The organism is Alteromonas sp. 4NH20-0104, assembly GCF_057547795.1.
Genome location: NZ_BAAJLP010000033.1, coordinates 51,759 through 64,480, shown reverse-complemented (window position 1 = coordinate 64,480; position 12,722 = coordinate 51,759). Strand labels below are relative to the sequence as shown.

8 protein-coding genes are annotated in these 12,722 nt (G+C 49.6%); 3 read left to right on the top strand and 5 right to left on the bottom strand.

What is annotated here, in order from left to right; translation table 11 throughout:
• The first annotated feature begins 33 nt into the window (after window positions 1–33).
• The gene (locus AC27IB_RS19665) at window positions 34–492 is read left to right on the top strand and encodes a DUF192 domain-containing protein (protein WP_487123039.1); all 459 of its coding nucleotides are present in this window, start codon (window positions 34–36) and stop codon (window positions 490–492) included.
• 28 nt (window positions 493–520) lie between these two features.
• On the top strand, window positions 521–1,870 hold the full coding sequence (gene lysC, locus AC27IB_RS19660) for a lysine-sensitive aspartokinase 3 (RefSeq protein ID WP_487123037.1): 1,350 nt from the start codon (window positions 521–523) through the stop codon (window positions 1,868–1,870).
• 91 nt (window positions 1,871–1,961) lie between these two features.
• On the opposite strand, the gene AC27IB_RS19655 is transcribed toward lysC, so the two are convergent.
• Window positions 1,962–3,641: a diguanylate cyclase domain-containing protein gene (locus AC27IB_RS19655; RefSeq protein ID WP_487123035.1), complete on the bottom strand. Its 1,680-nt coding sequence runs from the start codon at window positions 3,639–3,641 to the stop codon at window positions 1,962–1,964.
• Between the two features lies 1 nt (window position 3,642).
• Window positions 3,643–5,100 (bottom strand): bifunctional metallophosphatase/5'-nucleotidase, encoded by a 1,458-nt coding sequence (locus AC27IB_RS19650; RefSeq protein ID WP_487123033.1) that lies wholly within the window; start codon window positions 5,098–5,100, stop codon window positions 3,643–3,645.
• A 208-nt stretch (window positions 5,101–5,308) separates the two neighbouring features.
• On the opposite strand from AC27IB_RS19650, the gene arfB reads away from it, so the two are divergent.
• Window positions 5,309–5,722 carry an alternative ribosome rescue aminoacyl-tRNA hydrolase ArfB gene (arfB, locus tag AC27IB_RS19645; RefSeq protein WP_296052698.1) on the top strand — a complete coding sequence of 138 codons (414 nt, stop codon included), beginning with the start codon at window positions 5,309–5,311 and terminating at the stop codon, window positions 5,720–5,722.
• A gap of 42 nt (window positions 5,723–5,764) precedes the next feature.
• Here arfB and AC27IB_RS19640 read toward each other — a convergent pair whose 3' ends face one another.
• The 3 genes from AC27IB_RS19640 to AC27IB_RS19630 all read right to left on the bottom strand — a co-directional run bounded on the left by AC27IB_RS19640 (window position 5,765) and on the right by AC27IB_RS19630 (window position 12,716).
• Window positions 5,765–8,191, bottom strand: a complete 2,427-nt coding sequence (locus AC27IB_RS19640) for a TonB-dependent receptor domain-containing protein (protein ID WP_487123031.1) — start codon at window positions 8,189–8,191, stop codon at window positions 5,765–5,767.
• A 1,372-nt stretch (window positions 8,192–9,563) separates the two neighbouring features.
• Entirely contained in the window at window positions 9,564–11,588 is a 2,025-nt protein-coding gene (locus AC27IB_RS19635; protein WP_296053833.1) for a HAMP domain-containing methyl-accepting chemotaxis protein, read from the bottom strand.
• Between the two features lie 321 nt (window positions 11,589–11,909).
• A complete protein-coding gene (locus AC27IB_RS19630) occupies window positions 11,910–12,716 on the bottom strand; it encodes a symmetrical bis(5'-nucleosyl)-tetraphosphatase (RefSeq protein ID WP_296047679.1) in 807 nt (268 codons plus the stop codon).
• Window positions 12,717–12,722: the final 6 nt, after the last annotated feature.

Here is a 12,722-nt window from a genome sequence, read left to right as displayed (position 1 = left end):
GTCTGTATGTTAGGTAATTAAAAGGGAATATAAATGGGATCGCGCACTATAATAAACGCCAAACTCATGGCCTCAGCACTCCTGATCGCTGGCCTGTTGCTGAGTGCCTGTAACGTAAACGCTGTTGATTTTGAATCTGCGCGCATAGAAATTAACGACATGACACTGCAGGTGGAATTTGCCCAAACGTTTGAACAACGGGCGCAGGGCCTGATGTTTCGCAAAACATTGTGCGAAAGCTGCGGCATGTTGTTTGAGTTTGATCCCGAAAAACAAGCAAGCATGTGGATGAAGAACACCTTCGTTCCACTGGATGTGGCATTTATCGACAGAAACGGCGTGATTACTGATATAAAACCACTGCAACCACAGGACTTAACGTCTGTAGGTGCCTCAAAAGTGGTGAAATACGCGCTAGAAATGAACCAGGGCTGGTTTGCTAAACATGGTGTCCATGTTGGCGACCAACTGATTGTCAATCCATCACGCTGATTTGAACAGCGTACAAACGGAGAACACCGTGAGTAAGGCGTTAACTATTGCAAAATTTGGCGGCACCAGTGTTGCCAACTATGCTGCTATGCAAAACTGTGCCCGCATTGTTGCTGGCAACCCAGGCACTCGTATCGTGGTGGTAAGCGCCGCCGCAGGTATTACCAATCATCTGGTCGACCTGGCGCATAAAGCGATGACCCAGGAACAAATTGCCGAAGTCTGTCAGGCGATTACCGATATTGAGTTTAAAATTCTGAATGAGTTAAAAGACCGGGACAGTGTTTCAGCTAAGCTGGATGACCTGCTTGAAGAAGTCAGGAAACTCGCTTTTCACGAAGAAATTCTGCACCGCGCCGATCTCAAGGACCAACTGCTGTCGATGGGTGAGCGCATGTCATCACTGATGTTCAGCGCCGTACTGGCGGAGCAGAACGTAGCGACCATGAATTTTGATGTGCGCAAGGTACTGCGTACCGACAGTGAGTTCGGTGCGGCGACACCGCAACTGGAAGCCATTGCCGAAAACGCTCAGGCTTTGCTGAAGCCTGAAATTGAAAATGCCATTGTGGTTACACAGGGCTTTGTGGGAGCCGACGAAGAAGGTCGCACTACCACATTGGGTCGTGGTGGTTCAGACTTTACCGCCGCGCTGCTTGCCGAAGCCATTGATGCTGAAGTCTGTGAGATCTGGACCGACGTTACCGGTGTTTACACCACGGATCCACGCATTACGGCGGCGGCTCACCCGTTACCGGAGCTTAGCTTTGAAGAAGCCGCGGAAATGGCAACCTTTGGCGCTAAGGTGCTGCATCCGGCCACTATGGAGCCGGCAGTTCGTAAAGACATCAAAGTGTTTGTTGGCTCCAGTAAAGAGCCGGAAAAAGGCGGTACCTGGATTGTTAAAGACTGTGAAAACGAGCCGCCGTTTCGTGCCCTGACACGCCGCAAAGAGCAGGTAATGGTCACCGTTAAAACACCTAAGATGATGTATGCTCAGGGCTTCCTGCAGCAGGTGTTTGCGATTATTGCCAAGCATAAGCTCAGTGTAGACCTGGTAACAACGTCTGAGATATCGGTATCTTTTACCCTGGATAACCCGGCCAATTCCGTGGCGCAGCGCTTAAATCGTGAGACGATAGCTGAGCTGGAAACCATCTGTGACGTTACTGTGGAGCATGGTTTTGATTTGGTTACTGTAGTGGGTAATCACATGCAAACCAGTAAAGGCGTATCGAGCCGTATTTTTGCGGCGGTGTCTGACTATAACCTGCGAATGATTTGCTTTGGTGCTAACCCGCACAATATTTCATTCCTGGTGAACGAATCCGACAGTACCGAAATCGTTACCGTGCTGCATAAAGAGCTCTTCGAGTAAGAGCGACAAAAGCTAAAGCTTAGCTAAAACCAAATAAAGGGGTCAGAGTTAATTAATTTTTAGGAATTAATTAACTCTGACCCCTTTATTATTATTGTTCTTCCTCATCTGCATCATTTACCCAACGGTTACGACCGGTTCGTTTAGCCCGGTATAGCGCTTTATCAGCGGCTTCAATTGAGGGCAGGGTAAGACTGCCGTCCTGTTGCTGGCCAACAGAAATACCAATACTCACCGTAACGTGGTCGGCAACGCCACTAAAATCATGGGGGATCTGAGCATTCTTAAATGCATCCAAAATGTGTTTTGCTACCGTTATCGCTCCCTGGGTATCGGTGTCGGGCAGTAATACGGCAAACTCCTCGCCGCCGTAACGGGCCAGAATATCGGTTTTCCTGGGCATTTGTTGTTTAATCAGATTGGCAACTTGCTTTAAACACACATCACCCTGACTGTGACCATAGTTGTCGTTGTACTGTTTAAAATAATCCACATCGATCAGTAATACGGTTAGCGGCCAGCGTTGTCGGGTTGCCACATTGAGCGCCTGAGAATAATAATCATCAAAAGCCCGGCGGTTGGCAATGTCGGTGAGTGCATCGCGCAGGCTCATTTCTTCAAGGGTATTTTTCTGTAACTCGATAGTGGTGGCAAAGCGTTCAAAGCTTTGGGCCAGTTCAGTTATTTCGTCATTGCCGGTAACAGTAATACTGTGACTTTGCCCGGTAGAGCGCCGTTGTACCTGTTTGTTTAGGGTTTTTAAACGATTGACTACTACCCGTTGGATAAACACGGCGAAGCCGATATAGGCAAACAGCAGGATGATAAACAATAAACTGGCTTGCTTAACCTGTTGCTCAACCAGCTTGGATGTTTTCGCCGCCCGGGTCAGAACAGCCTGATTTAACTGATGGGATTCGAACTCGTTTAAACGGGCATAGTCGGCAATAAGATTACGCACAAAGTTACTTCGGCCCTGAACCCGGCCGAGAATTTTAAGCTGTAACTGGCGTAAGGCGATTAATCCGGTTTCAGGATGAAGTACGGTTTCAGATAGGGCGGCAATGGCCAGTTGCGCACTTTGTTGCTGCTCGGCGGGTAACGAATCAGCTAGCGCAGAGAGTGAATTAAAACGATTGTCCAGGGCTTCCTGGCGCTGACGTATCTCGCTTAACTGGTCGAGATTGGTGAGCTCTGCCGATAGCAGCATGATGCGTGAAAACAATAATTGCCAGGATGCGCTCACGGCCGCAGAGTGACCCACGGGGAGATCTTCAGTGACCTGACGATGCAGGTGGTAGAGTTGACTTTCTAACCGGGCAATTCTGGTATTAATTGCAATGCGCTGCTTCACCAGTTGATTCAGCTCGTCGAGTTCCCGCTCAACAGAACTGAGCTGTGAGGTGATATGGTAAGTTTGTTCATGTTCTTGCGACAGTTTGTGCAGGCCATCAATCTGACGCGTAATGGCATTCGTTGCAATGCGGCGCATGGCTTCTGAATTTGCCATCGACAATTGCTCGGTGCCGCTCAGCAACAGGTTCATTTGCGAATAGAGTTTGCCGGATTGAATAACACTGGGCAGCGATTTATCCATCATCGAATTCAACGATTGTTCGAAAGAGGAAAGCTTCGAATAGGTGGTGTAGGCCAGCACCATCACGGCGACTATCAGGGTAACCAGACTTAAATTGATGATCCCCGAAAGGGAATACAACCGGGTCAGTTTAAACCCTTTTTTGATGCGCGCTTGTCCCTGCTCGTTGGTCATCTTAGCTATCTCTGCCGTTGACAAATGTTACTCTGCCTTGTGCGGTAGCAGAAAGCTCGGACTGACGGCGCAGCACACTGATCACAATGTCGGCGATCAGCGGCGTTACCTGCTGGCTGAACGGGACCTCGGTACCGCGCTTAAGGCTCTCGTACCCATCACCACCAATAGCCAGGTAGTCCGAAGTCGCGAGCGAATAAATGCGGTCTGGTTCCATTGGCGCACCGTTTATCATTAAATCTTTAACGCGGTTGCCCGGCGCCGCGGACAACTGCACTTTAAACTGCATACCGGACACGTGGGGAAAACGCCCCGAGGCATCTTCCACCCGGCTCACGCCATTCTCCAGTGCCGATTTTAAATCGGCCCCGGCCACTTTGAGCACACGGATGTGGTTGCGAAATGGCAGTTCGCTGGTGATATCCTTACGGGTTAATAAATGGCCTTCGCGGTAACTGCGTTCACCGCGGATTGCCCCGCCGTTAATTAACGCCACGTCGGTATGGCTGGCTTCCCTCAATGCGTCACTGACCAGGTTGCCAAAGCCATTCTCACGGGTACGCACGGCGGCTCTGCTGGTATCCATCTCTGTGGTCAGACGGGCTACCTGCTCGCTAAGCAGCGCCGTAATTCGGTTGTCATAAGTGGCTACCTGCTCAGCAATTTCCGGTTCTTTCGGGAAATCACTCAGGGGCAGGGTGGCTACTTTAAACTGAGCGTTTTCCGGCTTCCCGTCAGGCCATTGAATACTGACGCTGGCTGCGGCAGATTCGGTGGTGACTATTACGTAGTTTGGCAGCGGTTTTTCATCGCGAGCTACCGGTTCTTCATAGTAAGGATCGTTACGTAAAACTAAATCGACGCTGGCATCGTTCAACAGTTTATTGATGAACGGCAATTCGTCGGAAATCATCAGAATTACAAGCTCCGCGCCACGCTCCCGCAGGGCTGTGGCACGACTTACAATGGTGTCGTAAGGCGAGTTAATCAGCAATCTTTGCATTAAATACTCTTCTGACGAGCCACTGGCGATAACCGTGAGAATGCCTACTCTGACATCGCCGCGTTCCAGAATGATATCCTGCCATGTCCCTTCAAGTTCACGCTTGGTCAATGGATCAGTCACATTACTTAATACCAGGGGAAAGGCGGCTTCATAGGCGCGCAGTGATAGCTCATCTTCAAAGTAACTAAACTCCCGTTTCGCGACCCCCATGGCATCGGGCTCGATAGTGTTGAGAATATCGATAATGTGAGCACCGCGGTCGAAGGACGACAACATACTGGGGGCGAGGCTACCGCCACCGAAAAGAAACAGATTCGGTTGTTGTGTTTCTCTGGTTTGCGCAACCAGGCTGGCGAGGTTGGCGTAACTGCCGTAAGGCGGATTGTTAATTAAAGGCAGTTCGGCTGCATAAAGCACGGTAAGCTGTTTGGACTGACACTCAGTGGCAATCAAAAGTGAGCTTATGCTTATGAAAAAAATAAAGATTGTATAGGAGCGCAACACCTAAAGCTGACCTCGTTGGAGAGTACTTAACCACTTGCTATCGTAACATTGTTATTTTTATGCGGGCTAGCTAAAAAGCCATAAGCTATAAAAATTTGGCGACACGCGGTACTATTCCCTTTGTAACTATTACCAAATGATGGATAGATAAGCAATTATGATTCAGATCACGTCGACACTGACTATCGCCGAAACGGAAATAGAGCTGCAGGCTATTCGTGCCCAGGGCAGTGGCGGACAGAATGTGAATAAAGTCAGCAGTGCCATTCATTTGCGCTTTGATATTGAAGGCTCTTCATTACCAGAGCCGATTAAGCAAAAGTTGCTGAAATGCAATGACAGCCGGGTTAACTCTGATGGTGTCATGATTATTAAAGCGCAACAATTCAGAACCCAAGAGCAGAATCGCGAGGATGCCATTGCCCGGCTGGTAGACTGGATTAAGGAAAGTACCAAAGTTCAGAAAAAGCGCCGTCCTACCCGGGTCAGCAGGGCGGTGAAGGCCCGCCGCAAAGATGCAAAGCAGGCCAATAGTCAGCGCAAACAACAGCGCCAGAAAATCCGCTGGTAATCCTTTCATTACGCCGCACCCGACGAAAACCGGGTGCACGCTCTAAAAGGTATAGCGCAGACTTAATTTAGCTGTGGTACCGCTATACAGGTTGTTAATGATCCGTTTTTGTTCCGACAGATAAGAACGGTCCGGGTAATTCAGTATGTTATTCAGGCTGAACCGGGCGCTCAAATGTTGGTTAAATCGCCAGCTGAAAGACTGATCCCAGACCAGGACTTTTTCTCTGATGGTGTCCTGTTGGGCATCCGCCCCAACATCATCGAGCGCTTCACTTTGCCAGGCCAGATTCGTGCTGTACTGCCATTGGTTATGCTTCACCAGCAGGTTCACCATCAGGCGGTGCTCAGCCCGTTCAGGCATAGCAATCGTGCGGTTTGCAAGGTTGGCTTCAGTATCGGAGTAAGTATAGGAAGCCTTAATTTCAATCAGCGCCAGTGCAGTTTGCGTAAACTGCTGTGACCAGTAGGTTTGCAGGCCGCGAATAAAGCCATCGGTGCCATTTTCGACCCGGGTAACATCGTACACAATCCCCTCGAGTTCTTCGGTGACTCTGGAGTCATAGAAGAAATCAGCGATATCGTTGTAATACAGCCCGGCATAGAGTTTTCCCACTTGCTCGTGCTGATATTCAATACCGGCAAACCAGTTTACGATGGTCGTGGCAAGGAGATCCGGTGAGCCTTCGGTAATGGTTCGGGTGGGTGGGTTGATACGCCGGTAACGCACTGTGTCAAAGTATTGTGGCCGCATTAACTGTTCAAAATAATTAAATTTCAAACGGGTGGAAGACGACAACTGAAAGCGCAGTTCCAGTGACGGCAGCCAGTGTTCATAACGGTTGCCTCCTTCCACAAACGCGGCATCAAAATGATCGAAGGTTTCTTCGATGGTCTGGCCGGCCACGGTGACTGCCGTAATCGGGTCGCCAAGCTCGGCAATCCCGGCTTCTGTTGGCCCGCTCACCGCACCACGAGTGTGAGTCTCGGTTTTTTCAAAACGCAAACCCAGGCGCCAGAACCAGGCATCGCGTTGCTGGTAAGCGTCGACGTAGGCTGAGCTAACGGTTTCTTCACTGGTGTAAATATCCTGAATTGACTCCAGAAAAGACTGCGCCGGATTAAAATTAAACTGACCGGGATTAGCCGCCAGATAGGGCTCACCCAGTAACAGATCCATCCCTGCGGGGATCGTGGTTCTGTCTTCCATAATCGACACTGGTTGATGATTACCAAGGACTTCTGTGAGGCTGAACCTGTCGTCGGTTGCGGTGAATACAGAGCGGTAGTTTTCGTTATTGCGCTCCTTGTTGCGCCAGGTAACACCGCTGCCTAACCAGACCGGCCGCCCGGCCAGGTGAAATTGCTGGCTCCAGTCAGTTATAAAGGCGTAATCCGTGTCGGTGGTCGTTGTTAGCGTTGGCCGGTAATTGGCGAACCACGATTCACTGGTATTGAATACATCGGCGTTCGTCACCGTGGTAGTTGGCAGGTATGGATTATCAATCGAATAATTAGCGCTGAGACCCTGATCGACAAAGTTCCACGGCAGCCAGAGGCGTTCATTTACCCAACGGCTGTAGTACAAGCCGGCCTCAAACGCGCTGGTGTCGGTTTCGTAATTCATGCCAAGGCGATGGCGATGAATATCTCTGGCAGTTTCCATGCGGTGGAAATACCGCCGAATACGGGCTTGTGACACACCGACATCACTTAAAGTGGTGCCATCATTATCCAGTACGGCGCTTTCAATCTCCCCCGCACCAATCTGGTATTCAAGGCGGTTGCGGGTGGCAATATCGTCGTAGTTGGTAGACATGCCTTCGTAACTAAACTGAGTCTGTTCAGACAGTACATAATCGGCACGCCATTGCATGTTAGTGCTGGTGGTATCGAAACTGTCCTGACTGTAACGAGGGAAGCCCAGCAATAAGGCCTGCTGGCCTTCAGCGCCTGGTGCTTCAATGGCCAGCCAGCGGGCTTCATAAAAATCGACAATCCGCTCCAGGCTATTTTTTTGCGCCCTGAATTGGAGCCGCCAGCGGTCAAAACCTTTTGCCAGTTTAAGGCTGCCGCCCGGTGTGTAGTCGCGGGCGACGTCCTGGTAACTCAGGTTGGCTTCAATTTCTGCAGTGTGAGCATCGGCCAGTCCTGTGGGTAAGCGAAACTGGCCACGAAAATCCACCCCTTCGGCATCTGTTACGGCGCTGAAAAAGCGCCCGGGTGTGTCGTTACCCTGATATTCAGAAGCAATGGGATTGCGCTTGAGTAAGATTCTGTCCCGCTCCCTGGCGCTCTGATTGGTCGCATCATCAGAGGGGCGTGCAACGGGCGTTGCAGTGGTTTGAGCAACAGTCGCGCCGGAAATCGACACGGAAAGCGTGGTCATAACAACAGAGAGTAACGATAGTTTATACGAGGTACCGACTGCCTTGAGGCCCCTGCGGCCTCTTCGGGTATCACTAGACATTAAATTCCCTTCAAAGAAGAACAACAAAAAATAACGGTCGTTTTCAGGCAATAGGTACTTAGTCAGTGGTCAGGCTGAGCGTGAATAGTTTTAGGTACGCCGCCGATTTGCCTTGTTCTGCTCTATGTCTGGCAGATTAAAAGGCGTAGCCGGGCTGCTATGTAATTGTTTTTGCATACCCGTAAATGCACTGATTAGCGGCGTAAAGGTAGCTATAAATTGGCTCAAACACGAGCTGAATAAGATAAGCAGACAGTGAATAACGTTCAATGGAGCGTCACATTGTGTAAATTATACGATTGGTTAAGCGTTATAGGCATCTGGCGCAGTAATATTGAGGATTAAGCCGTAAGCTAGCCGGTATCGGCTAAACAGGCTGGCTCACCCAAAGCAGCCCGCTTTTTATGTCGTTCTTTTTAGACCCACGATATCAGGGAAGGGGGTCCCGGATATTTTCTGCGAAAATTCCGGGATGACGTGATGTGAGGAGGTCAAATATACTTTGTTATAACGAGCATACTGGCGGTTTAATTCATAACCGTCATACCGGCCCTCGAGCCGGTATCTCCTGAGCAGCGTGACTCATTTAAAACAGCCCGCTCTTTATGTCTTTTTTTTAGACCCACGATATCAGGGAAGGGGGTCCCGGATATTTTCTGCGAAAATTCCGGGATGACGGGATGTGAGGAGGTCAAAAGTACTTTGTTATAACGAGCATACTGGCGGTTTAATTCATAACCGTCATACCGGCCCTCGAGCCGGTATCTCCTGGGCAGCGTGACTCGTTTAAAACAGCCCGCTCTTTATGTCGTTCTTTTTAGACCCACGATATCAGGGAAGGGGGGCCCGGATATTTTCTGCGAAAATTCCGGGATGACGGGATGTGAGGAGGTCAAAAGTACTTTGTTATAACGAGCATACTGGTGGTTTAACTCATTACCGTCATACCGGCCTTCGAGCCGGTATCTCCTGGGCAGCGTGACTCATTTAAAACAGCCCGCTCTTTATGTCGTTCTTTTTAGACCCACGATATCAGGGAAGGGGGTCCCGGATATTTTCTGCGAAAATTCCGGGATGACGGGATGTGAGGAGGTCAAAAGTACTTTGTTATAACGAGTATACTGGCGGTTTAATTCATAACCGTCATACCGGCCCTCGAGCCGGTATCTCCTGGGCAGCGTGACTCGTTTAAAACAGCCCGCTTTTTATGTCGTTCTTTTTAGACCCACGATATCAGGGAAGGGGGTCCCGGATAACGCCTTTGGCGTTTCCGGGATGTAAAAACACTAGGATGTTAAGGTTAGTCAGCCTGTTAAGGGGATCCCGGATAACGCCTTTGGCGTTTCCGGGATGTAAAAACACTTTAGTGTTTTTACACCTTAAACTGTCGGATTGAGCTTTGCAGTTCTTCGGCGAGACGGGCGACTTCTTCGCTTGAATCTGACGTTTGCTGTGCGCCAACCGTAGTTTCTTCTGCAATACCGACGATGGTTTCCAGTTTCTCAGAGATATCCTGTGATACCAGGTTTTGCTCACGGGCCGATTGTTCAATCTGACTGCTCACATCGTGGGCACGTTTAACGGCTTCAGATATGATATCCAGCGCCTGGGTAGCCAGTTCGGTTTGCTCAACACATTTGGCGGTTTGTTGCTTGCCCTGGTCCATAACGGATACGGCTTTTTCTGCCCCTTCCTGCAGGACTTCGATCATGGCATTAATTTCCTGCGTTGACTCCTGCGTTCGGCTGGCCAGTGTGCGCACTTCGTCTGCTACCACTGCAAAGCCCCGGCCTTGTTCACCGGCACGAGCTGCCTCAATTGCCGCATTCAGTGCCAGCAGGTTGGTTTGATCGGCGATACCACGGATAACATCCAGGATGCTACCAATGCTGGCGCTGTCCTGATGAAGCTTATGAATAACCTGAGCGGCATCTTCAACATCGCGGGCCAGTACTTCAATGGTGGCTTTGTTCTCCAGTGAAATATCGCGTACCTTGTTCGATTCCTGATCCGCATTGCGGATTTCCAGCAAGGTATCTTCGGCATTTTGCGAGACCATCTGTGAAGTGGAATGCATCTCAGTGGTCGCCGTAGCCACCAGACCGATTTGTGCTTTCTGATCCTGAATCGATTTGGTGGTTTGCGTGGTAACCGCTGAAGTTTGCTCCGATGCCGCCGCCAGCTGCTCTGCGCGCACATTAATGCCGCGGATCAGCTCTTTCAGACTGAGTATCAGCTTATTACAGTTTTTCGCTAACTGCCCAAACTCATCCTGACTGGAGTCGTCGAGGTTATGGGTCAGATCGCCAGAGGAGGCGATATTCAGCAGGTCGTTGACTTTCTTAAGCGGCACCGTAATCGCGTTAACGGTTTTGTAACCGGTCAGGAACGCAATGGCCAGCGAGGCTACTACAATAACCAGTACCAGCGTGGTACCAAAGCTGACGTTGCTGGTAACCTGTTCTTCCAGCGTTTTCACTTTGGCATTGGTCAGATTCAGTAACTGCTCAAGTTCGCCTACGGCACTGGCCGCCATCTCTTCAGATTTGCCCAGGGCTTTTTCGGTTTGGTTGCGCAGTTCCAAACGTGAAACATGCAGTTGCACCACACCGTCACTGCCCGTTACGGCATCGATAGCGTCGTCTACCAGGGATTCTACTTCTTCCAGTGTACCAGACGAGTCCTGGCCATTGGCTGCACTCAGCATGGCATCAAGTTGTTCGTGAATCGCATCCACGGCGAACTGCACTTCGTTACCAAGCGTATCAGCACGCACCAGTGTCTGGGTTTTGATGTAATCTGAAGTAACCGTAATGAGTGTCAGCAAACGGGTTTCCAGTTCGCCACCGAGCTCGGAAGCGCGACGCAGATTAGTATTGCTTTGTACTTCCCTTAAATCACTGAAATCAAGAAGGTAGGTGGAAGCGTCATCGGCGTTATCTTCCAAATCCATCAAACGGTTTTCCACATCATTACGGCGGGATAAATAGTTGTTGTGGCTGGCATACAAGCCGTTAACCGTAGACAGGTAATCCTGTGAGATACCGTTTACATTCTGTAAAGCGGCACTGAGTTTGGGATCGTTTTTTACCGTTGTTGCCAGGGCTTTATAGGCATTGGTAAAGTTCTGACTGGCTTCCTGGAACTGTGTTTGCTTTTCGTTAACTGTTGAGAGTTCATCAGACACATAAGCTTCGAAAACCAAACGCCCCATGTTCAGAAATGAGGCTTTAAGCGTATTACTGCCGATTACTGTGGGGACTGCCACCGTATTTACTTCGCCTACATCATTTTGTAATGAACGCAGATTAAACAGAGACACTCCGCTGATGATTAGCAGCAGCACACTTATCGTGAAGAAGCCGAGAATAACCCGCGCTTTTACCGTTAAATTCATTGTAGCTCCCAGAGCATTATTATAGTTTTGGTATTCCAAACAAATATGAACTGTGCCTGTTCGGAGTCTGGTGTTAACCGGTTTCTTTGGTATTGCAGCGTTGCATCCCCTCAAAGCACGCAATAAAACCGGGTAATCTGTAACAGGAGAGCTGTTTCCTCCCGCAAGTTTAGTTATACCAATCTTTTAAAACTGATACAAAAGTATTAGAACTTTTTCAGCGGATTTTTATATCAATCCTGGTGTTTTTATCGGTCGTAATGGCCAATAGTTAAATGATTTTGTTAATGGTTGCCCATTATTATAGTCGGTGACAGACGATTACGCTGATACAGAAATGTATTCGCCGGATTCCTTATGCCACAGGGTCATGGTATTTCCCCACACGTAGCCGGTATCCAAAGCAATGAATTGCGCAGAAGAGGTTTTTCCCTGCAGGGCAGCCCAGTGGCCAAACAAAATGGTTTCATTGGCTTGCAGCTGCTGATTAGACACGTCAAACCAAGGGCGCAATGAAGTAGGTGCATCTTTGGGAGCTGATTTTTCGGTAAGATTTAACGCCAGCGAAGGGCGCACAAAGCGCATGCGGGTGGTGGCGTTGATAATAAAGCGTTGGCGCTGTTTACCGCTGAGTTTCTGGTTCCATTTGGGCGGGCCATCGCCGTACATGTTTTCGAGCAGTTGCCGCCACTTAACACTTTTTAGCTCATCGCTGATTTCTTTACTGTAAGCAATGAGCTGCGTTGTCGACCAGCCCGGGTATAAACCGGCATGGACCATGGTGTGCTGTGCATCCAGAGCCATGGCTAGTGGCCATTGCCTGAGCCAGTCGGTCAGCGCCGCCATGTCCGGAGCTTTTATTAAAGGTTCCAGGTTATCGCTGCGCTTGGGATTCTTAATGCCCTGAGAAACGGCCAGAAAATGCAGATCATGATTGCCCAGAACACTATAGAAACTGCTGCCTAGTGAGCGCAGATAACGCAGTGTACTCAGCGAGTCTTCACCGCGGGCAATGAGATCGCCCACCGCATAAAGGTTATCGCGGCCAGGTTCAAAACTGATGCTGTCGAGCAAACGGCGAAGCCCGGCGTAACATCCCTGAATGTCGCCAATTACGTATGATGCCATATCAGT